General features: G+C 65.0%; 23 protein-coding genes and 1 riboswitch. Of the genes, 14 read left to right on the plus strand and 9 right to left on the minus strand.

Features of this window, described 5'->3' with window-relative positions; translation table 11 throughout:
- Positions 1–23 precede the first annotated feature (23 nt).
- A riboswitch (cobalamin riboswitch) is annotated at positions 24–215 on the plus strand.
- A 199-nt stretch (positions 216–414) separates the two neighbouring features.
- Genes C2R25_RS11570 through cobU form a run of 9 tightly spaced genes read left to right on the plus strand, consistent with a single transcriptional unit; the run spans position 415 to position 8886 of the window.
- Positions 415–2340, plus strand: a complete 1926-nt coding sequence (locus C2R25_RS11570) for a TonB-dependent siderophore receptor (RefSeq protein WP_199183816.1) — start codon at positions 415–417, stop codon at positions 2338–2340.
- On the plus strand, positions 2340–2747 hold the full coding sequence (locus tag C2R25_RS11575) for a DUF1636 domain-containing protein (protein WP_103729351.1): 408 nt from the start codon (positions 2340–2342) through the stop codon (positions 2745–2747). Before C2R25_RS11570 ends, C2R25_RS11575 begins: the two co-directional genes overlap by 1 nt.
- Positions 2744–3757: a nicotinate-nucleotide--dimethylbenzimidazole phosphoribosyltransferase gene (gene cobT, locus C2R25_RS11580; RefSeq protein WP_103729352.1), complete on the plus strand. Its 1014-nt coding sequence runs from the start codon at positions 2744–2746 to the stop codon at positions 3755–3757. The genes C2R25_RS11575 and cobT overlap by 4 nt, the downstream gene beginning before the upstream one ends.
- Entirely contained in the window at positions 3757–4326 is a 570-nt protein-coding gene (locus C2R25_RS11585; RefSeq protein ID WP_103729353.1) for a histidine phosphatase family protein, read from the plus strand. Before cobT ends, C2R25_RS11585 begins: the two co-directional genes overlap by 1 nt.
- Complete coding sequence (locus C2R25_RS11590) at positions 4323–5033, plus strand: adenosylcobinamide-GDP ribazoletransferase (RefSeq protein ID WP_103729354.1); 711 nt, start codon at positions 4323–4325, stop codon at positions 5031–5033. The genes C2R25_RS11585 and C2R25_RS11590 overlap by 4 nt, the downstream gene beginning before the upstream one ends.
- Positions 5034–5062: 29 nt before the next feature.
- Positions 5063–6007 (plus strand): aminotransferase class I/II-fold pyridoxal phosphate-dependent enzyme, encoded by a 945-nt coding sequence (locus tag C2R25_RS11595; protein WP_103729370.1) that lies wholly within the window; start codon positions 5063–5065, stop codon positions 6005–6007.
- Positions 6000–6935 (plus strand): adenosylcobinamide-phosphate synthase CbiB, encoded by a 936-nt coding sequence (gene cbiB / locus C2R25_RS11600; RefSeq protein WP_103729355.1) that lies wholly within the window; start codon positions 6000–6002, stop codon positions 6933–6935. The genes C2R25_RS11595 and cbiB overlap by 8 nt, the downstream gene beginning before the upstream one ends.
- On the plus strand, positions 6923–8380 hold the full coding sequence (locus C2R25_RS11605; RefSeq protein WP_103729356.1) for a cobyric acid synthase: 1458 nt from the start codon (positions 6923–6925) through the stop codon (positions 8378–8380). Before cbiB ends, C2R25_RS11605 begins: the two co-directional genes overlap by 13 nt.
- Positions 8377–8886 (plus strand): bifunctional adenosylcobinamide kinase/adenosylcobinamide-phosphate guanylyltransferase, encoded by a 510-nt coding sequence (gene cobU / locus C2R25_RS11610; protein ID WP_103729357.1) that lies wholly within the window; start codon positions 8377–8379, stop codon positions 8884–8886. Before C2R25_RS11605 ends, cobU begins: the two co-directional genes overlap by 4 nt.
- Before the next feature lie 139 nt (positions 8887–9025).
- Here cobU and C2R25_RS11615 read toward each other — a convergent pair whose 3' ends face one another.
- Positions 9026–9334, minus strand: a complete 309-nt coding sequence (locus C2R25_RS11615; protein WP_103729358.1) for a hypothetical protein — start codon at positions 9332–9334, stop codon at positions 9026–9028.
- Between the two features lie 250 nt (positions 9335–9584).
- On the opposite strand from C2R25_RS11615, the gene C2R25_RS11620 reads away from it, so the two are divergent.
- Positions 9585–9764, plus strand: a complete 180-nt coding sequence (locus C2R25_RS11620) for a hypothetical protein (RefSeq protein ID WP_103729359.1) — start codon at positions 9585–9587, stop codon at positions 9762–9764.
- Between the two features lie 6 nt (positions 9765–9770).
- On the opposite strand, the gene C2R25_RS11625 is transcribed toward C2R25_RS11620, so the two are convergent.
- The 5 genes from C2R25_RS11625 to C2R25_RS11645 form a co-directional block, all read right to left on the minus strand.
- The gene (locus C2R25_RS11625) at positions 9771–9971 is read right to left on the minus strand and encodes a DUF1737 domain-containing protein (RefSeq protein WP_103729360.1); all 201 of its coding nucleotides are present in this window, start codon (positions 9969–9971) and stop codon (positions 9771–9773) included.
- Positions 9972–10030: 59 nt separating this feature from the next.
- A complete protein-coding gene (locus tag C2R25_RS11630) occupies positions 10031–10429 on the minus strand; it encodes a GFA family protein (protein WP_103729361.1) in 399 nt (132 codons plus the stop codon).
- A 113-nt stretch (positions 10430–10542) separates the two neighbouring features.
- Complete coding sequence (gene hslU / locus C2R25_RS11635) at positions 10543–11841, minus strand: ATP-dependent protease ATPase subunit HslU (protein WP_103729362.1); 1299 nt, start codon at positions 11839–11841, stop codon at positions 10543–10545.
- A gap of 11 nt (positions 11842–11852) precedes the next feature.
- Positions 11853–12425, minus strand: a complete 573-nt coding sequence (hslV, locus tag C2R25_RS11640; RefSeq protein ID WP_103729363.1) for an ATP-dependent protease subunit HslV — start codon at positions 12423–12425, stop codon at positions 11853–11855.
- A gap of 68 nt (positions 12426–12493) precedes the next feature.
- Positions 12494–12982, minus strand: coding sequence for an outer membrane protein assembly factor BamE (locus tag C2R25_RS11645; RefSeq protein WP_103729364.1), 489 nt, complete (start codon positions 12980–12982; stop codon positions 12494–12496).
- A 157-nt stretch (positions 12983–13139) separates the two neighbouring features.
- On the opposite strand from C2R25_RS11645, the gene C2R25_RS11650 reads away from it, so the two are divergent.
- Both C2R25_RS11650 and C2R25_RS11655 read left to right on the plus strand, forming a co-directional pair.
- Complete coding sequence (locus C2R25_RS11650; protein WP_233203928.1) at positions 13140–13667, plus strand: ubiquinol-cytochrome C chaperone family protein; 528 nt, start codon at positions 13140–13142, stop codon at positions 13665–13667.
- Positions 13664–14194: a DUF177 domain-containing protein gene (locus tag C2R25_RS11655; protein ID WP_103729365.1), complete on the plus strand. Its 531-nt coding sequence runs from the start codon at positions 13664–13666 to the stop codon at positions 14192–14194. The genes C2R25_RS11650 and C2R25_RS11655 overlap by 4 nt, the downstream gene beginning before the upstream one ends.
- Before the next feature lie 12 nt (positions 14195–14206).
- Here the strand turns inward: C2R25_RS11655 and C2R25_RS11660 are convergent, their stop codons facing one another.
- A complete protein-coding gene (locus tag C2R25_RS11660) occupies positions 14207–14878 on the minus strand; it encodes an alpha/beta hydrolase (protein ID WP_103729366.1) in 672 nt (223 codons plus the stop codon).
- Entirely contained in the window at positions 14879–16357 is a 1479-nt protein-coding gene (locus C2R25_RS11665) for a YdiU family protein (protein WP_103729367.1), read from the minus strand.
- Positions 16358–16504: 147 nt separating this feature from the next.
- On the opposite strand from C2R25_RS11665, the gene C2R25_RS11670 reads away from it, so the two are divergent.
- Together C2R25_RS11670 and C2R25_RS11675 are read left to right on the plus strand one after the other, a co-directional pair.
- Positions 16505–16840 carry a hypothetical protein gene (locus C2R25_RS11670; RefSeq protein ID WP_233203930.1) on the plus strand — a complete coding sequence of 112 codons (336 nt, stop codon included), beginning with the start codon at positions 16505–16507 and terminating at the stop codon, positions 16838–16840.
- A gap of 300 nt (positions 16841–17140) precedes the next feature.
- Complete coding sequence (locus C2R25_RS11675) at positions 17141–18385, plus strand: alginate export family protein (protein ID WP_103729373.1); 1245 nt, start codon at positions 17141–17143, stop codon at positions 18383–18385.
- Between the two features lie 18 nt (positions 18386–18403).
- Here C2R25_RS11675 and C2R25_RS11680 read toward each other — a convergent pair whose 3' ends face one another.
- Complete coding sequence (locus tag C2R25_RS11680) at positions 18404–19492, minus strand: acyltransferase (protein WP_158250652.1); 1089 nt, start codon at positions 19490–19492, stop codon at positions 18404–18406.
- Between the last annotated feature and the right edge of the window lie 398 nt (positions 19493–19890).

Genomic DNA, 19890 nt, shown 5'->3' on the forward strand with positions numbered 1-19890 from the left:
TGCGCACACCGCGGGCGTGAAGTAGTAGCCGCGCCGCGACAGGTTCCTCGAGAGAGGATCAAAAGGGAACCCGGGTGAAAACCCCGGGGCTGCCCCTGCAACTGTAAGCGGCGAGCCATCCAGCCATTTGCCATTGGGATCATCGGTCCTGAGAAGGCGGCCGGAACGGCGCTGACCCGCAAGCCAGGAGACCTGCCTGACGCAGTCGTTCTTCATCCGGGCAGGGTGCACCGGGTGTTCGAGGGCCCTCCCTTCCGGTGAGGGTCATCCCTCGCGCAACGACAGCAACTGCCTTGCCGGTTTGTCCGTGCAGGGGAGCGTCACGCCGTGCCTGCTTCGCGGGACTCTTCGCACACGCTCCCTTGTGACGGCCGCCCGGCGGGTTCGACGCCGTTTGCAAGAAGGGACTTCATCTTGCGTCATACACGAACACTGGCGACCCTGCTCGCCTTCTCCGCTCTCCACGCTGCGCCCGCCCGGGCGGAGGAGGATGCTGCGGACGGGAACATCATCGTCACAGCCTTCCGCACGCCTGTTGCACAGGAGCAGAACGCCTCCAGCGTCACCGTCCTGGACGAGGCGGCCATCATACAGGCACAGCCCATCGCCCTGACCGACATCCTGTTGCGCACACCCGGCGTGAGCCTGTCCCGCAACGGCGGCTACGGCACGGCGACGTCTCTCCGGGTTCGCGGTGCCGATGCCGGACAGACCGTGATGGTCATCGACGGGATGCGCCTTGCCGATCCATCGGCCACAAGCGGCGGGTATGGCTTCACCAACCTCTTCCTGGACGATATCGACCGCATCGAGATCCTGCGTGGCCCGCAATCCATCCTGTGGGGCAGCGATGCCATCGGCGGCGTGGTCAACGTCACCACGCGCAGACCACAGAAAGGGCTGGAAGGCAGCGCCGCCTTTGAAACCGGAACGCACGAGACCGTCTCTGCCCGGGCGGGAGTCGGCGGCACCAGTGAAGCCATCGACTGGCGCCTCGCCGGCTCCACCTTCACAACGAACGGCATTTCAGCGCGAGCCAACGGAACCGAGGACGATGGCTACTCCCGGCAGGCGGCCAGCGGCACGGCCACCATCAGGCTGGCGCCCGGCGTAGCGCTCGACCTGCGCGGGTACTGGTCGGACGCAAGCAACGATTTTGATGCCTTTAACGGCGATTCCGCCGCCTTTGGCACGACGCAGGAGTGGTCCGGCTATGCCGGACTCAACTTCGCGCTGTTCGACGGCAAGCTCTCGAACCGGGTCGCCGTGCTCCAGACTGAAACCGACCGGCGGAACTATGACCCCGCCCGTTCCATTCGCCAGCTCACCTTCGACGCGCACGGCCGCGTCCGCCGGTGGGAATATCAAGGCACGTACCATGCAGCGGACCGGCTCGCGGTCGTATTCGGGGCTGAACGCGAAGAGCAGCGGATGACCACCGCCTCCCCCGGCAACAACACAACACCCTATGCTCTGGTCCCGCAGAAGGCGGATACCAACAGCGTCTACGGACAGGTGCGCTTCATGCCCCTGACCGGCCTGACCCTCAACGCCGGTGGGCGCTACGATCATCAATCGCGCTTTGGCGGAGACACCGTGTTCAGTGCCGGCGCCGCATTCACCCCGAACGAGGGCGCGACCATCCTGCGCGCCAGTTATGACGAGGGTTACAAGGCGCCCTCTCTTTATCAGCTGTTCAGCGACTACGGCGTAGCGGATCTCGGGCCGGAAAAAGCGAAGGGCTGGGAGATTGCGGCCGAGCATAGCTTCGGCAACATCTTTCACGCCTCTGCCGCGTGGTTCCAGCGCAACACCGACAATCTCATCGACTTCGCCTATTGCCCCACGAGCGGCGCGCAGCCCGATGTCTGCTTCATCCCCGGCACGACGGTGACGCGTTTCGGGTACTACGCCAATGTAAAGGAAAGCCGCGCCCAAGGGCTCGAACTCACCGGGTCCGCACGCTGGCGCGTGCTGTTCCTCGACGGCAACTACAGCTGGATCAAGGCCGAAGACCGCAGCGACGATGCTGCCTTCCAGGGCCGCCAGCTCGCCCGCGTGCCGCGCCACCTCGCCAACGTGGAAGGCGGCATCGATCTGCCTTCCGGTCTCCGGGCAAGCGTGGCGGCGCGCTACTCGGGACGCAGCTTCAACAGCGCCAGCAGCACCGAGGTTCTTGAGGATTATTGGCTCGTGGACCTTCGCGCCCAGTGGCATGTGGCCGAAGCGTTGACCCTTCAGGCACGCGTCGAGAACGTCGGCGACAAGGACTATCAGACGGTCAGCGGTTATTCGTCGCTGGGCCGGACGGTCTATGTCGGCCTGCGGAGCCGCTTCTGATGCTGCGCCCCGTGGCAAGCGGGCCTGCAGTAGTCGTCTGCTCCACCTGCCGCGTTTCTACCGAGGCGCGGGAGGATGCGAACGGAAAGCGCGGCGGCGCCCTGCTTGCCGACGCCCTGCGCGCGGTGCAGGAGGAGGAGCCTGCCTTGCGCGAGGTGGCCGTGCAGGAAATGCCCTGCCTCTTCGCCTGCTCGCGCCATTGCACCGTGCAAATACGCGAGGCCGGCAAGATCGGCTATGTCCTCGGCGATTTCACGCCGGATCGCGAGGCGGCGCGGGCCATCCTCACTTATGCGTCGCGCTATGCCCGCAGCGAGGAAGGCGTCGTGCGGTATGCCGATTGGCCGGACGGAGTGAAAGGCCACTTCATCGTCCGCACACCGCCTGAAGGCCATGTCTGCACATGATCCGCTTCGCCGACCGCGTCTCGCTCCTGGCCGCCCTCGATAACCTTCCGGCCCCCTGCGCGGTCTCCACCGGAGCCGCAAGGGCACGGCAGGCCGAATTGACCAAGCCGCCAGGATCGCTGGGCAGGCTTGAGGATATCGCCGTATTCATGGCCGGCTGGCAGGGCGCGGCCGTACCCCGCCTCCATCATGTGCGCGGCGCGGTTTTCGCGGGCAACCACGGCATCGCGCAGCAAGGCGTCAGCGCCTTTCCGCCAGAAGTCACGCGGCAGATGGTCGACAACTTCATGGCGGGCGGCGCAGCGATCAACGTGCTGGCACGCTGCTGCGAGGCGCAACTGTCGATCGTTCCGCTCGACCTCGATCGGCCGACCGGCGATATCGCGCAGGAGCCAGCCATGTCTGACGCGGAATGCCTCAAAGCGCTTAACGCCGGCGCCGCCGTGCTCACTCCCGAAACCCAACTCCTGTTCGTGGGCGAGATGGGCATCGGCAACACCACACCGGCGGCAGCGTTGGCTGCCGCAGCGTTCGGCGGCGACGGCAACCAGTGGTGCGGATACGGCACCGGCGTCGGCCCCGATGGGCTCGCCCGCAAGATCAAGGCCGTCGACCGGGCGCTCGCGCTACACCATGAACACTGCACCGACCCGTTCGAAACGCTTCGTCGGCTCGGCGGCCGCGAAATCGCCGCCATGGCAGGGGCCATTCTCGCCGCGAGACTACACCGGATACCCGTATTGCTCGACGGCTTCATCGCCAGCGCCGCCATCGCCCCGTTCACGGCACGGCAGCCGCGCTTCGCGGACCATTGCATCGCCGCGCACTGTTCGGCCGAGGCCGCGCACCAGATCCTGCTGGAGCGGCTCGGCCTGCAGCCGCTGTTGCGCCTCGGGTTGCGGCTCGGAGAAGGTAGCGGCGCCGCGCTGGCAGTGCCCATCATACGCGCGGCGATCGCAACACACGGCGCCATGGCCACGTTCGCCGAAGCAAAGGTGGCAAGAAGCTGATGACCGACCGGGTCGTCCACCTCCTCAGGCATAGCCCGCCGGTACGCCCGGGATTGCTGCTCGGCCACACCGATGCACCTGCGCTCACTCCCGATTGCCCCCGGGCGCTGGCGCAGGCCCGTAAGCTGCCGCTGAGAGCCATCGTCTCGTCCGACCTCCGCCGCGCGGCAGATCAGGCCGCCGGCCTGGCTTGCCACCTCGACCTGCCGCTGACGCTCTCTGCCGACTGGCGGGAGCTGGACTTCGGGGATTGGGATGGGAAAGCGCCGAATGACGTGGATCGCAGCGCTCTCGCTCGCTTCTGGGACGATCCGGAGGCAAACGCACCGCCGGGCGGCGAACGCTGGTCGCGGCTGCGCCAGCGGGTACGCCGGGCACTGGCCGCGCTTGAGCCAGAGAGCCTCGTCGTCACGCATGCAGGCGCTATGCGGGCGGCGGTCGCCACCTTGACGGGCCTGGATCACCGTGGCGTCTGGGCTTTCGACCTTCCCTACGGCGGCCTGTTGAGCCTGAGGATATGGCCCGACCATAGCGGGCAGGTAACCGGGCTCTCCGGAGGATATCCGTGAAGTCCCTGGTTCTCGCCATTCAGTTCATGACCCGCCTCCCGCTTCCAAAGGTGCGGGCAGAAGCACGGCACATGGCAGCCGCCATTCGCTGGTTCCCCGTCGCCGGGCTCGTGGTGTCGGCGGCGATAGCGGCAGCGGCCTGGCTGGGGCTGCAACGCGATCCGTGGATCGCTGCGCTTCTCGCTCTTCTTGCCTGGGTCTGGATGACCGGGGCGCTTCATCTCGACGGTCTCGGTGATATCGCCGACGCTGCGGGTGCGGGTCACGCGGACCCCGGCCGCCTTTCAGCGGTGCTCGCCGATCCGCATATCGGCAGCTTCGGCGTGGCCGCGATCGCGCTCCAGCTCATCAGCAAGCTCGTGCTGCTGCGCTTCGCCGTCGAGGCGCCTCTGACGATCCTCGCGGCGATACCCGTGATGGCGCGGGTGGGACCACTGCTCTGGGCGATCTGCCTGCCGCCCCTGCACCAGGGCATCGGCACCACCTTCGGCCGGGGCGCCAACACCAGCGCGGCGGCGGCATGGGCGGTCGTGCTCTGTATCGCATCCTGTGTTCTTCAGCCCGCCTTGCTCTTTGCTTTGCCCGCCTTTGCTTTCTGGGGCCTGTGGCTGCGCCAGCGCATCGGCGGCCTGTCGGGCGATGGGCACGGCGCCGGGATTGAGGTGGTGGAAACGGCACTGCTCGCAGCCCTGGTGTTCAGCCAGTGACCGGGTCGCATACGCATCACGGTGGGCGGATGAGCGACGCCTGCGCCCGCTTCGGCGGAGAGCGAGCCGACTGGCTCGACCTTTCGACGGGCATCAACCCACGACCCTGGACACCGCCGGAAGCCATGGCGATCGACTGGCATGCCCTCCCGGATCCGGCAGGCCTTGCCCACCTCGAACGCATTGCCGCCGCCACCTTCGATGTGGATCCTCGGTTGTGCATGGCGGTTCCCGGAAGCGAGGCGGGTCTGCGCGCACTCAGCAGCGTCTTGCGGCTATCCGGCGTTCACCAGCCGCTGTGCTATGGCACGCACGCCGAAGCCTTCCCGAGCAGCCCCGGGTCGTCGGAGGCCTCCGTCCGGATCGTGGGCAACCCGAACAACCCTGACGGCGCCATCACCGCGCGCGAGGCTCTGCTCGACGCTCTGGACCGTCAGGAAGCCTTGGGCGGCTGGCTGCTTGTGGACGAGGCCTTTGCCGACTGCTCCCCGCAGTGGAGCATCGCCGATCAGGTCGCCGAAGACCGTCGCCTGATCGTGACGCGATCCTTCGGCAAGTTCTTCGGCCTTGCCGGTGTCCGCCTGGGCTTCGTGCTGGCCCCGCCCTATCTGCTGCGACAGCTGAGGCGGGTGCATGGTGAATGGCCGGTCTGCTCGGCGGCGCTGGCCTTCGGCGCCGCAGCCTATGGTGATGCCGCCTGGATCGCCGCGACCCGAGCCGAGTTGCCGAAACGCGCGAGCCAACTCGACACAGTCCTGCAACGCCACGGGCTGCGTCCGCAAGGTGCCTGCCCGCTGTTCCGCCTCGTCACCTCCAACGACGCGCAGTCCCTGTTCGAGGCGCTGGCACGGCAGCACATCCTCACGCGGCCGTTCGCGAAACATCCCCGGCTTTTGCGGTTCGGGCTCCCGGCGAACGATACCGCGCTCCAACGCTTTGACGCAGCCCTGGCCCGTGCAGGTATCGATGGCTGAACCGATAGCCCTGGCTGCCCTTGCGCTGGACGCTGTTTTTGGCTGGCCCGAGCGCCTCTACCGTGTCGTTGGCCACCCGGTCGGCCTCTTCGCGCGCGTGATCCGCACCTGCGAGCGTCAGTGGAACCGGAGCAACAGGTCCTTCGCTCGTCGGCGACTGCTTGGGGCTGTCACCCTCGCCCTGCTCGTCGCCCTGAGCGGAGGAGTCGCCCTGCTGCTCGAAGGTGCGATCCGGGCCCTGGCGGGGCCATGGGCTTGGCCCTTCGTCGCGGTCGCGGCGTGGCCTGCCCTCGCCCAGCGCAGTCTGCTCGACCATTATCAACCCGTCGCCGCGGCGCTATCCCGCGCTGATCTGCCGGGAGCGCGGAGCGCGGTCAGCCGGATCGTCGGTCGCGACACCGCCGAACTCGACGAAGGCGGCATTGCGCGGGCCGCCATCGAAAGCCTTTCGGAAAGCTTTTGCGACGGCGTCATCGCACCGCTTTTCTGGCTGCTCGTCTGCGGTCTGCCGGGCGCCTGGGCGTACAAGGCCATCAACACTGCCGACAGCCTCATTGGCCACCCGGAAGAGCCGCTGCGCGCCTTCGGCTGGGCAAGCGCCCGTTGCGACGACCTCGCAAATCTTGCCCCCGCGCGGCTATCCGCAGTGCTGATCTGCCTTGCCGGTGCAGGCGGCTGGCGCGTACTCCGGCAGGATCATGGCAAGCATGCCTCTCCCAATTCCGGGTGGCCGGAAGCCGCCATGGCCGGTGCTCTCGGGGTGCGGCTCGCCGGGCCGGTCCGTTACGATGGAATGACGGCCGCAAAGCCGTGGATCGGCCAGGGCGGTGCGCCTCGGGTTAAGGACATGCGGAGGGCGCGGGCGATTTTCCTGCGCGCCTGTTTGCTGGCATGGCTGGGTGCGGGAGGCGTGGAATGGCTGCTGTGATGCTACAGGGAACCGGCTCGGATGTCGGCAAGTCGGTGCTGGTGGCGGGGCTCTGCCGCGCTCTTGCCAACCGTGGCTTGCGCGTGCTTCCGTTCAAGCCGCAGAACATGTCGAACAACGCCGCTGTGACGGTCGACGGCGGTGAAATTGGCCGCGCGCAGGAACTGCAGGCGCTGGCAGCACGCGTCGAGCCGCATACCGATATGAACCCGGTGCTGCTCAAGCCGCAGGCGGACCGCACATCCCAGCTCGTGGTACATGGCCGCGTGCGGGGGACGCTGGGCTCCTCCAACTTTCGCGAACAGCGGCGGCGCCTCCTTCCCGACGTGCTGCAAAGCTGGAAGCGCCTGCGGGGGCGCTGCGATATTGTGGTGGTCGAAGGAGCCGGGTCCCCGGCCGAGATCAACCTGCGCGAGGGCGACATCGCGAACATGGGGTTCGCCCGGGCCGCCGGCGTGCCCGTGGCGCTGGTGGGGGATATCGACCGCGGCGGCGTGATCGCTTCCCTTGTCGGCACGCGAGCGGTGATCTCGCCGGAAGACGCGGCAATGGTGCGCGGCTTCATCGTCAACAAATTCCGCGGAGATCCCGCCCTCTTCGCCGACGGGTACGCGGCGATCGAGGAGCGGACGGGATGGCGCGGTTTCGGGCTGATACCATGGCTCCCGGCGGTCGCACGTCTCCCGAGCGAGGATGCGGTGGTGCTGGAGCAGCACCGCGCCCGCGATCGTGGCCGGGTCCTCGTTGCCTGCCCGATGCTGCCCCGCATCGCCAACTTCGACGATCTCGATCCCCTGAAAGCCGAACCCGAGGTCGAACTGGCGATGATTGCGCCGGGGACGCCGCTGCCGGCGGAGGCGGGACTGATCGTCATTCCCGGCTCCAAGGCGACCATCGCCGACATGGCTTTCATGCGGGCGCAGGGGTGGGACATAGACATTCTCGCCCATCATCGTCGGGGCGGCATGATCCTGGGCATCTGCGGCGGCTATCAAATGCTCGGCCGCACAATTCATGACCCTCTCGGAATTGAGGGCCCCTCAAGCCTTGCAGACGGCCTCGGACTTCTCGACGCGGAGACCGTGCTGAGTGAGCACAAGGTGCTGGGGACTGTGTCGGGCACGGCGCTCGACCAGCCCTTCCAGGGCTACGAGATGCACATGGGCACCAGCCGCCGCGCGGAAGGCGCGCGGCCCTTTGCCGTGCTGGAGAACGGTCGGTGCGACGGCATGATATCCGCCGACGGGAAGGTGATGGGCACGTACTGCCACGGCCTGCTCGCCTCGGGCCCGTTACGTCAGGCACTTCTGCGCCGGATCGGGGCGCGGGGCAGTGCCACGGATCACCGTCATGTGGTGGAAACCGCGCTTGAAGAACTGAGCACCGACCTCGAACGGTTCATGGACATAGACGGCCTTCTGACCGTCGCCCGGGAAAACACATGACCAGGTCCCTGCTGGTGATCGGCGGAGCCCGGTCAGGAAAGAGCCGCTACGCGCAGACGTGGGTCGAGGGTGTCGACGGGGCTCTTGCCTTCATAGCCACGGCCGCGCCGGGCGACGCCGAAATGCGCGACCGCATCGCGCGGCACCGCGCCGATCGGGGTGCCCGCTGGACCGCCTTTGAGGCCCCGATCGATCTTCCCGCCACGATCCGCACGGCCGGAGCGGGTGCCGCAGCCATCCTCGTCGACTGTGTGACGCTCTGGCTGTCCAACCTCATGCTGCGCGAGCACGACCTTGAAGCGGCCGCAGCCGCGCTCATGGACGCGATAGACGCTTGCCGGGTGCCGATTGCGCTGGTTTCAAACGAGGTCGGCAGCGGCATCGTGCCGATGTCCGAACTCGGGCGGCGGTTCCGCGATGAAGCGGGGCTGCTCAATCAGCGGCTGGCGCAAACGGTGGACGAAGTGGTACTGGTGGCAGCGGGCCTTCCGCTCACGTTGAAATAGCGGGTCGCAATGCGCCCAAGGCCGCATCCGTTCCGCGGCCTGCCCCTCGCTGTCGCCAAGCCGTACACAGATTGCGGTTGCTAGAACCGCATCCGGTGAAGGGCTGCGAGACACGCGGCGCAGGCCTTCTCCTTGTGGTTCAGTCGGTATGATCGGTCGCGAAAGCGAGATTTTCGGCCGGGCCAAGCTTTGCCTCGCCCGAGAAGATCGAATTTAGACGTTCGCAGATATCCTGACGAAACTCGGCCCGTCTTATCGGCCGCGGCGCGGTCAGGGCGATCTCGTCCGCTATGGCATCCTTGATCCTCGATACGGCATCATCCTCCAGCACGCCCGCCGCGTTGAGCTCCTTGCACAATTGCACCAAACCCGCAGCGGTCGCGTGCGCGCGCAGGCCCACGTTCTTCAGGTCGTAGTGCATTGCCGAGCGTTCCATCCGGCTGGTCATTCTGTCCTCCTCTCGTTCTATTCTTACGGAACGCATGAGCAGCGCTTTGGTCTCTCGAAACAAGATGTTGTTCGCGATGCGGCGCGATCTGCAAGGATGGAGGGGGCCTGTCGAACCTTGGAGAACTCGGCATTCCGGCGGGACCGTGCGACCGGGCTGCGGGGTCGCGCGCGTGTCAGCGGATCACGGGAACCGCTTGCCTGTTCGACGGTTCGTCAAGGCGTCCGAAGTCAGGGGAGCTTACACGTCGATGAGGCCGAGTTTCGCAGCGGTGGGATTTCTCGCACTTGCAGCGGCACCGCTGGCGGCAATCCCGCTGGTCGTGCCTACGGGAACCGCCTACGCAGAAGCGCTGGAGAACCAGCCCACCAAGCCTGACCAGAACGTGGGAACTCCGGAAGCAGCGACACCCAAGCCGCCCCTGTCCTGATCCACGCTACCTGACGACGTCGGCTTCGTGCCAGACGACGGCCTGCGCCGCCTTCATGCAGTTTTCAGCCGTGTCCCACGCCAGCGTCGGCGAACCATGGAGCCGCCATCCCTGCGCCAGCGCTTCCGACACCCGTTCACAGAACGCGCGATCGTCCTTGCCGGTCAAGAGACGGTATACAGGACGATTTTCGGGAGTATCGAACATGGGCCCTCTTCACTGGCGGTAGGTGCTGATAGCGTGCAATGCCATGCCGGCAAAGCGCCTCAACCCGGAAAACGCGCAAACTCCGGCAGGGTCATAACATCCGGCATCCAACGGATACGTTCAGCCACCTGGATCTGAGCCTGCGGAGGCAAAGCATCCGGATCGTCGAGAGTGGCGACCTGGATGTCCACCAGACCCGGAAGCGCCTCCTCGTTGACGTAGTACAGGCCCGATCCGCATGTCGCGCAGAAATAGCGGATGGAAGAACCATTGGAGCTGTACATGGTGGCCACGCCTGCGGTGACCTGGAAGTCCCCCGCATCGCAGGCCGCCCATGCCACCATCGGCGCCCCGGCGGACTTGCGGCAATCCGCGCAGTGGCAGAGCGAAACATGCCGGATTTCGCCGTCGATCCTGTATCGCACCGCGCCGCACTGACATCCACCCTGCAGTTCCATCCCGACTCTCCTTCCTGTTCGATGCTACAGGACTTCCAGGAACATTCAAGGAACAAAATAGGGGCGCGAGCGCACGGCCCGCGCCCCCGCCTGAACGGCGGACAAGCGTCTGTTCAGAGGATGTACTTCGAGAGGTCCGCGTTGCCGGCAAGGCCAGCCAGCTTCTCGCGAACATAGCCCTGGTCGATTGTCACCACTTCTCCCTTGCGGTCTTCCGCTTCGAAGCTCAGCTCCTCCAGCAGCTTTTCCATCACGGTCTGGAGGCGCCGGGCACCGATATTCTCGACGCTTTCGTTTACCTGTGCGGCGATCCGCGCGACCTCGCCGATGGCATCGGAGGTGACCTCGACTGTTACCTGTTCCGTGCCAAGGAGAGCCTTGTACTGCGCGATCAGGTTCGCCCGCGTTTCAGAAAGGATCCGCACGAAGTCCTCCTCCGTGAGGGCCTTCAGCTCCACCCGGATCGGCAGGCGGCCCTGAAGCTCGGGCAGCATATCACTGGGTTTCGCCACGTGGAACGCGCCGCTGGCGATGAAGAGCACGTGATCCGTCTTCATCGGCCCGTACTTGGTGGCCACCGTGGTGCCCTCGATGAGCGGAAGGAGATCGCGCTGGACGCCCTCCCGGCTCACTGAACCGCCCCGCACGTCGGAAACGGCGATCTTGTCGATCTCATCCAGGAAGACGATGCCATTGGTTTCCGCGTTGGCGAGTGCGACGCGCGCGACGTCGTCCTGGTCCATGCGCTTTTCCGATTCCTCGTCGACCAGCTTGTCCCAGGCGTCGGGCACCTTCATCTTGCGGCGCTTCATGCGCTGGCCGCCGAGCTTGCCCATGATGTCGCCCAGGTTGATCATGCCGACCGAGCCACCCATGCCAGGGATCTCCATGGGGGCAGCAGGGCTGTCCTCCACTTCGATCTCCACCTCGGTCTCGTTCATCGCGTTTTCGGTGATCCGCTGGTGGAACGAGGCCCGCGTCGCCTCCGATGCGCCTTCGCCGACCAGCGCGTTGAGCAGGCGGTCCATGGCTGCCTTGCTGGCTGCCTCACGAACGGATTCGCGCCGCCGCTCCTTCTCGAGCCGGATCGCTTCCTCGACGAGGTCGCGGGCGATCTGCTCCACGTCGCGGCCGACGTAGCCCACTTCGGTGAACTTCGTGGCCTCCACCTTCACGAAAGGCGCGTCGGCCAGCTTCGCCAGGCGGCGGCTGATCTCGGTTTTGCCGCAGCCCGTCGGGCCGATCATAAGGATATTCTTAGGCGTCACCTCGTCGCGCAGATCGGCGGAGAGGCGCTGGCGCCGCCACCGGTTGCGCAGGGCGACCGCAACGGCCTTCTTGGCCTCGGCCTGGCCGATGATATGCGCGTCGAGCGCGGCGACGATCGCCTTGGGCGTCAGGGAGTCGTTCATGGGGATTTCGCTCAGACAGTCTCGACCGTGACACGGTCGTTGGTGAAAACGCAGATGTCGGCGGCGACGCGCATGGCCTTGCGGGCAATCTGCTCCGCGTCCTCTTCGTAGCCGTCGATGGCGCGAGCCGCTGCCAGGGCATAGTTGCCGCCCGATCCGATCGCGGTGATCTGGCTGTCCGTCCCGCCTTCGGGCTCCAGCACGTCACCATTGCCGGTCAGCACCAGCAGGGTCTCGGCATCCGCCACGATCATCAGCGCTTCGAGATTGCGCAGGTACTTGTCGGTGCGCCAGTCCTTGGCGAGTTCGACCGCTGCGCGCATCAGCTGCCCGCGGTATTGCTCCAGCTTGCGCTCCAGCCGTTCGAAGAGAGTGAAGGCATCGGCCGTGGCGCCCGCGAAGCCGCCGATGACCTTGCCGCCTTCCCCGATCCGCCGCACCTTGCGGGCATTCGGCTTCATGACCGTGTTGCCCATGGAGACCTGCCCATCACCGGCGATGACGGTCTTCCCGCCTTTCCTTACGCCGATGATGGTCGTTCCGTGCCACTGGATGAGGCCGTGGCTCGCCCCGTCGTTGTTCATGGCCGGGGATATATGCCGCGCCCCGGTTCGTTCAAGTCAGACGTTCAAAACGACCGCCGCGCGAGGTATCAACTGCCGTTCGGCCCCGGCCCGACCGGAGCCTGACCCATGCCGCCCGCGCCCACAGCGCCGATGTTGCCGAACAGATCCTCGATCAGGCTGCGCTTGCGGCCCAGCGTCGGTGTCTCCCGGCCGTCAGGATCAATCCGCGCCACCTGTTCGACGCCGCGCTTGTCAATGCCGACGACGTTGTCCGCCGCGTCGAAGCGGACGCGAAGCACCACCTGGCTGTCAGTGCGCGGTTTGCGGAAAGGCGGCGTCTTCACCTGCTGAGAGATGTAATACCAGTCCTTGGAACCGAACTGACTCTCGAATGTCGGGCGCCCCAGGGTCTTTTCCACCGACACGCGGTTGTCGATGCCGGGCTGAACCGAATCGAGCAGCGTCTGGTCAACCAGGTATCCACGATGATCGCGGATCGACGAGCACCCGCTCGCCAGCGTTGCTACAGCCAGCGCGAAGCCTGCAGCCGCCACCTTGAGACCCACCTTGCGCATTTCAACACTCCAAACCGCAGGTACGGACCGCAGGACCATTGCCAGCCGCATCCATACCCATATATCGCCTAAGGCCTTAAGCCCACGCAAGCGCCCGTGCAATGGGCGTTGGGGCCGGTCGCTTGAATTGCTCCTTAACGAAAAGGCCTTTGCCGACGTGTCTCTGATAACCCGCCTCCTCGGCAAAGACACCGCGGCGCGTGATGCCATGCGCCCCTTATGGCACCGCATCGTCGAAATCGCCCGCGAGAAGCCCTGGTATGCCGAGTGCGGCATCGCGGACACGGTGGCCGGCCGTTTCGACGCGGTGACGCTGGTCCTCTCCCTCATTCTGCTTCGCATGGAACGGGACAAGGGATCTGACAACACGCTGATCAACCCGGCTGCGCGACTGGCCGAACTGTTCGTGGACGACATGGACGGCCAGCTTCGCCAGTCCGGCGTCGGCGATCTGGTAGTCGGAAAGCGCATGGGCAAGCTGATGAGCGTGCTGGGCGGCCGCCTTGGCGCGCTTCGCGAGGCTTTGCCTCGGGGCGACGACGTCTTGGTCGATGCCATACAGCGGAACGTCACCTTGAACGACCGGGCTGACACCACGGGCCTCGCCCGGCGAATCCGTGTGCTGCATGCGCAGATTGAGGCGCTCTCCGACGATGACCTTCTTGCCGCAAGGATTGCACGATGACACCTGAATTCTCCCGCCTTATCGATGTGCGGCAGGTCGAGGGGAAGCATGTCTCCCTCGCTCCGACCGAAGCTGAGCGCGCGGCGCTGGCCCAACGCTTTGGACTTGTGCGCATAGACAGCCTCACTGCCGATCTCGACCTCTCCACCAAGGACCGGGCGAGCGGCTTCCAGGTGGAGGCCAGCGGAACTCTCAAGGCGGAAATCGTGCAGCCCTGCGCCGTGTCGGCCGAGGATCTTCCCGTCTCGATCGACGAACCGCTGTTCTTCCGGTTCGTACCCCAGGCGACGGATTATACGCCCGATGAGGAGATCGAGCTGACCGCTGAGGAACTGGACGAGATCGAGTACGACGGGACGCACCTCGACATAGGGGAAGCGGTGGCACAAAGCCTGGCCCTTGCCATCGACCCGTTCCTCACCGGACCGGACGCCGAAGCGGCCCGGAAGGCGGCCGGCATCGGTGCGCCCGAGGATCAGGGTCCGTTCGCTGCACTGAAGGGCCTCAACCTCGGCGACGACACCTAGAATCCAGACGGTTCAGCCGCGCTCGGGCTGGGACGACGCACCAAGGGCGGCGCTGACGAACTCCACGCCTAGGCGCAGCCCCGTCGGATCCACAGTATGTCCGATCCCGTGCGACACATGGGTGGTGACGTCGACGCCGAGCCGGCGCAGTTCGCTTTCGGCCGCATGCATTGCGGCCACCGGAACCACCGGATCGGCCGAGCCATGGACCAGCAGAACCGGCGGTCTGGGGCAGTCATTGTGAGGCAGGTCCGCCGTGCTTGTCAGCAGGCCTGCATACCCTACGATACAGGCGACGGGCCGGGGGCGGCGCAAACCGACCTGCAGAGCCATCATCGTGCCCTGGCTGAAGCCGATCAGCGCGAGATCGGCTTCGGTGAGATCATACTGCTTCAGCTTGCGATCTATGAAGGCGTTGACGGTGGGGGCGGCCATCAACGCTCCGGCGGCCAGATCGCGAGGGGCTATGCTCGACAGCGCCCACCACTGGTAGCCTCCCCCTCCGCAGCGGTCCGGCGCATGGGGTGCCAGAAAGAGCGCGTGCGGCAACTTCTGCTGCAGCGATGGCGCCAGTGCGATCATGTCGCTTCCGTTCGATCCGAAACCGTGCAGGAGCAGGATGATTTGCCGGGGGCGACCGCCCGCCAAAGGTTGCAGGCTGACGCCGTTTTCGATCTTCTTCATTCAAGTCCCGCAGAAGGTGGCGCGCACACGTTCGTGCTCCAGCGGTGGGTTCGCATAGGAGGCAAATTGGGGCTGGTCCTCGAAGGGCCGCGACAGGACGGCCATGAGTTCCTCGAAAGGCGCGAAGTCACCGCGCTCGGTGGCGGCCGTGATGACCGCCTCGATGCGATGATTACGCGGTATGAAGGCGGGATTGGTGCCGTCCATGCGCCTTCCTCGTGAGGAAGCGTCCTCCGGCTCCAGCGCAAGGCGGGCGCGCCACTGCGCGAGAACGGCGTCCGCTGCCGTCGGATCGACGAAGAGTTCGCGGACTTTTTCATCACCGTCGCCCGGCTCCACTGCCGATGACAGGCGGCGGAAGAACAGGGTGAAGTCGACCTGGTTCCGAGCAAGTTCAGTGAAGGCCGCGCTCACGAATGCGGCATCGCCCTCCTGCAGGGTCTGGGCGCCGAACTTGTTCATCAGTCCGGCGTGGTAGCTGCCGGTGAACTGGGGCTCGAAAGCGCCAAGCGCGTCCTGGGCAGCGGATATCGCCCGCTCCTCATCATCGTGAAGGAGCGGAAGCAGCGTCTCGGCAAGGCGCGTCAGGTTCCACAGCGCGATGTTGGGCTGGTTGCCGTAGGCATAGCGACCGAACTGGTCGATCGAGCTATAGACGGTGCCCGGGTCATACGTGTCCATGAAGGCGCAGGGGCCGTAATCGATCGTTTCACCCGCGACGGACATGTTGTCCGTGTTCATGACGCCGTGGATGAAGCCCACGAGCAACCAGCGCGCTATGAGCCCCGCCTGCGCCGCGATCACCGCATCCAGAAGGGCGCGGTAGGGTTCCTCTGCGTCCGCCGCTTCCGGATAGTGGCGGCTGATCACGTGGTCCGCCAGAGCCTTTACGCCCTGGGTATCCTGTCGGGCGGCGAAGAACTGGAACGTTCCTACACGAATGTGGCTTGAGGCAACCCGCACCAGAACGGCGCCCGGCAGCATGGCTTCACGGTAGACCGGCTCTCCCGTTGCAACGGCAGCCAGAGCCCGGGTGGTCGGAATGCCGACCGCGGCCATGAATTCGCTCACGATGTATTCACGCAGCACCGGCCCCAGCGCCGCCCGGCCATCGCCTCCGCGTGAGAAGGGAGTACGGCCGCCGCCTTTCAGTTGAATGTCGAAACGGCGCCCCCCGTGATCGAGCACCTCACCCAGCAGGATGGCGCGACCATCGCCCAACTGCGGAACGAAGTTGCCGAACTGGTGCCCCGCATAGGCGGTGGCAATCGGGTCGGAACCTGATGCTATTGTCTGACCTGACAGGAACGCCAGCCCTTCAGGGCCGGACAGCCAGTCGGCGTCAAGGTGCAGCGTCTTTGCCAGCGGCGCGTTCAGCTTGATCAGCCGGGGAGCGGTAAAAGGCGCGGGCGACACTCGTGCGAAGAACCGTTCAGGAAGACGCGCGTAACTGTTGTCGAATATCGGACCTGGCGGCACTGCAATCCCCTTTTCTCTGCAACACCGGGGACGTAAGACAGTTCCGGAGCGCCTCTATGGTCACCCTGGAGGCGCCTCGGGAAGCCTTAAAGATATCTCAGACGCTGGCGACCAAATCCCGTGCCTTGCGTTACGGAATGGAAATTGATGCACCGCTGCCTCGCTCCGATCGAGCCGGGCGGCTCAAACGCAGAAGAGGAAGACACCGCGATGACCCAGCCGGCCGGCAATGGGGCCACGCCCGCCCCCGCGATCAACTGGCGAATGAGCGCCGCGCTGGAAAATGTGCTCCGGGGCAGCGACGACCTGCCGGAAGTCACCAGCCTTGAAGGCGCCGTGCGGGCCTGGCTGGAGCTTGACCCTGAACGGCGCCGCGCGGCTACTTTGACGCCGGAGCATCCGCTCGTCCTGGATGGGGTGAAACATGCGTCATGCTCCAGCGAGCTGATTGCAAAGCTGGCGAAGCAATTGCCTCCTACATAGGGGAATTGCTGACCGGATTCGCTCTTCAGAGCAGGAGCGACGGCATTCTTGATTGCAGGCACTGCGCCCGGCATAGGGAGCGCGGCATACATACGCCCTTCCCTCCCGGGTAGCCGCGTCCATGCGGACGGCTTTCTTACCACCATGGTACTGTAGTACCGTCATGCGAGTTCCTATGATTGGTTACATCCGGTGAGGTCGTCCCGACCCATCCTTTTGGCGACCTCGGTCTTGGGCATCCTTGGAGCCACGCCTGTCTTGGCTGACGAGGTCGTTGAAGGCTTCTCGATCTCCGGAACCATGCGACTGAGGTACGAGGCCATTGGAGGCCAGGCGCGCGCCGGGTTCAACGCCACGGACGATCTACTCAACGCCCGCACAACCGTGGCGGCCCGCTATCACGGCGGCAGGCTTGAAGCCGCCGTGGAAATCTACGACAGCCGTGTCTGGGGCGAGCGCACCGGCACCCCTCTTTCGACCAGCGAAGTAAACGCGTTCGAACCCGTTCAAGCGTACTTGGCCGGAACATTCGACAACCCGGTTGGCCATGGTTCACGCCTGAAATTGACAGCGGGCCGGATGATGCTGAATCTCGGGTCCCGACGGCTCGTCGCGGCGGACGATTACCGCAACACAACCAGCAGCTACACTGGCTTGCGCGCTGACCTTTCCACAAGGCAAGGCTGGCAAGCGACGCTGATCTATACCTTACCGCAGACGCGATTGCCGGATACTTTCGAGGATCTAAGGTCCGCGAAGGTCAGGCTCGACAGGGAGAGCTTTGATCTGGTGCTCTGGGGCGGGCAGATCAGCAAGGCGCGCACGCTTGGTTCTGCCATGTCAGAAATCACGTACTTCCACCTGCGGGAGAAGGATGCACCCGGCTATCCCACGCGAGACCGATCGCTGGACACCTTCGGCGGCCGTCTGTTCGCCGACGCTCGGACTGGGAAAATCGACTATGAGGTCGAAGCGCTGTATCAGACCGGCTCCGTCAGCACCTCCACGGCCTCGACGGCGGTGCGCCAGAAAGTTGCCGCGAGCTTTGTCCACGCAGCCCTTGGTTATACTTGGGACACGACGTGGAAACCGCGCCTTTCCATTGAATACGACCGCGCCAGTGGAGATGGAAAAGGGGCCAAATACGGCCGATTCGACACTCTTTTCGGAATGCGTCGCGCGGACCTTGCTCCGTCGGGCCTTTACAACGCCGTAGGTCGAACAAATCTGGAAAGCGTCGGTGTGCGGCTCGAAGCCACGCCAGACAAACGCTTGGACGGGTTTGCGGCCTATCGTCCGCTCTGGCTCTCCAGCCGCGAAGACAGCTTCTCCACCACAGGCGTTCGGGATCCGCTCGGTCAGTCGGGCCGGTTTGCAGGTCATCAGATGGAGGCGCGACTCCGCTATTGGCTTGCGCCGAAACGCCTCATGGTTGAACTGGATGGCCTCTTGCTCGCGAAAGGCCGTTTCCTTCAAGACGCCCCCAACGCCACGGAGGGCAGGTGGACCCGATATGGATCTTTCAATCTGACTGCGAGATTTTGAGCCACGTCATGGCCGCCATTAGAGCTGGCGCGACATTCTGAGGCCCGGCCGCAGGGCCAAAGATATTCTCTGGTAAGCTCCCTTTCTTCGTTCACCCAACTCCGCAAGGAACAGCATCGCGACGATCGTGATTGCCGATGCGGCGCTGGCGCGCGGGGCAGAACCGACGCATTCTGGCCAGAGCGCCGTTAGCAGCACCATGACGGGCAAGTGCGCGATGTAAAGGGTGAAGCTGGCGCCGGCCCAGAACCTGATGACCCGCTTGCTCCAGTTCGGCCAGAGATCTCGATCAGGCACACTCGCCGCAAAAACCACGATCGCTGCCGCGATAAGCCCGCATAGCACGACGTAGTACCCCATGCTGAATGCGAGCTTCTGCATACTGGACCATTCAAACAGCGGCATGGCAACGGTCGCGTACGACCGCCGCCAGACCAATCCCCCAAAGCCGAGTGCAACGAGAGCCACTCCGCCGGACATCGGGCTCAGACGCCACCGACGCCCGAGAGCCTTCCACGCCACGGCGCCGATCAGCCACAATGGAAAGGCAAGCGCGACGCGCGGGCCGAAGACAAGGAACCACAGGACAATCCCTGCCCAGCGCCATCGGCCGTGGCCATAGAACCAGATTGCAAACCCGATGTAATAGGCCACTTCGAAAGCAAGCGACCAGAAGGGCGCTCCCGTCTGTATCATCCCCCTATCGAACCACAGCTCATTGGTGAACGTGACGTATCGCAGCAAAAGCCAGCCGCTCGGCGGATCTCCCGCAAGACCGCCGCCCGCTCCAGCCGCGTAAAGAGCCGGGTTTACAGTCGATCCCAAAAAATAGCAGCCAATCAGCACCGCTGCGGCAAGAGGCACCACCGAGTACATTCGAAGCGCCCGCGCCTTCGCAAACGCTCTCCAATTCGGCTCCTTCTCCTGGGTTACGAAAGCGATGACAAACCCCGACAGAACGAAGAAGATCGCCACGCCCTCTTTCGCGCTGTGGCCGACAAGAGAGGGTAGCTCTATCTGGAAAACCGATCCCGCATGGCCCACGAAAACCAGCAGCGCTGCGAAAAGCCGAAGCGCATCCAGGAAGATCGACACATTCTTGTTCAAGGCCACCCCCCTTTCCGCCGACCGGCGATTCCGGCCGAAAGCTAGGAGGCTTCTCGCTACACCTTCAACATCAGTTGCATCCGATATCCATGTATCCAGATACGCAAGGGCCCCTCGCACGAGGCGTGTGATCAGAACGCTTGCTGCCGCCCACAAGCTGCCACTCACCATGGCGCCGAGCAGCCATCCCCTTCAAAGGACTGCGGATGCCCCGATCGAGCAAGGAGCGAATGTGGCAAGCGAGTGCGCAGCGTACGGCATACCGGCAAACCTAGGGGGCAAACTCATAAATCGGGTTGAGCTGGCAGCGGTGGCGTGATTCAGGCTTCCTTCGGAAACGGAGGGCGTATGACGCGGCGGCGATATGAACTGACGGACAAGGAATGGCTCATCATCGA

The organism is Novosphingobium sp. HII-3 (genome assembly GCF_002916655.1).
GTDB lineage: Bacteria > Pseudomonadota > Alphaproteobacteria > Sphingomonadales > Sphingomonadaceae > Novosphingobium > Novosphingobium panipatense.

Coding starts and splice junctions, on each gene's coding strand:
- C2R25_RS11575 (WP_103729351.1), top strand. CDS start 2,340: ATGCTGCGCCCCGTGGCAAGCGGGCCTGCAGTAGTCGTCTGCTCCACC.
- cobT (WP_103729352.1), top strand. CDS start 2,744: ATGATCCGCTTCGCCGACCGCGTCTCGCTCCTGGCCGCCCTCGATAAC.
- C2R25_RS11585 (WP_103729353.1), top strand. CDS start 3,757: ATGACCGACCGGGTCGTCCACCTCCTCAGGCATAGCCCGCCGGTACGC.
- C2R25_RS11595 (WP_103729370.1), top strand. CDS start 5,063: ATGAGCGACGCCTGCGCCCGCTTCGGCGGAGAGCGAGCCGACTGGCTC.
- cbiB (WP_103729355.1), top strand. CDS start 6,000: ATGGCTGAACCGATAGCCCTGGCTGCCCTTGCGCTGGACGCTGTTTTT.
- C2R25_RS11605 (WP_103729356.1), top strand. CDS start 6,923: ATGGCTGCTGTGATGCTACAGGGAACCGGCTCGGATGTCGGCAAGTCG.
- cobU (WP_103729357.1), top strand. CDS start 8,377: ATGACCAGGTCCCTGCTGGTGATCGGCGGAGCCCGGTCAGGAAAGAGC.
- C2R25_RS11615 (WP_103729358.1), bottom strand. CDS start 9,334: ATGACCAGCCGGATGGAACGCTCGGCAATGCACTACGACCTGAAGAAC.
- C2R25_RS11620 (WP_103729359.1), top strand. CDS start 9,585: ATGAGGCCGAGTTTCGCAGCGGTGGGATTTCTCGCACTTGCAGCGGCA.
- C2R25_RS11625 (WP_103729360.1), bottom strand. CDS start 9,971: ATGTTCGATACTCCCGAAAATCGTCCTGTATACCGTCTCTTGACCGGC.
- C2R25_RS11630 (WP_103729361.1), bottom strand. CDS start 10,429: ATGGAACTGCAGGGTGGATGTCAGTGCGGCGCGGTGCGATACAGGATC.
- hslU (WP_103729362.1), bottom strand. CDS start 11,841: ATGAACGACTCCCTGACGCCCAAGGCGATCGTCGCCGCGCTCGACGCG.
- hslV (WP_103729363.1), bottom strand. CDS start 12,425: ATGAACAACGACGGGGCGAGCCACGGCCTCATCCAGTGGCACGGAACG.
- C2R25_RS11645 (WP_103729364.1), bottom strand. CDS start 12,982: ATGCGCAAGGTGGGTCTCAAGGTGGCGGCTGCAGGCTTCGCGCTGGCT.
- C2R25_RS11655 (WP_103729365.1), top strand. CDS start 13,664: ATGACACCTGAATTCTCCCGCCTTATCGATGTGCGGCAGGTCGAGGGG.
- C2R25_RS11660 (WP_103729366.1), bottom strand. CDS start 14,878: ATGAAGAAGATCGAAAACGGCGTCAGCCTGCAACCTTTGGCGGGCGGT.
- C2R25_RS11670 (WP_233203930.1), top strand. CDS start 16,505: ATGCACCGCTGCCTCGCTCCGATCGAGCCGGGCGGCTCAAACGCAGAA.
- C2R25_RS11675 (WP_103729373.1), top strand. CDS start 17,141: ATGCGACTGAGGTACGAGGCCATTGGAGGCCAGGCGCGCGCCGGGTTC.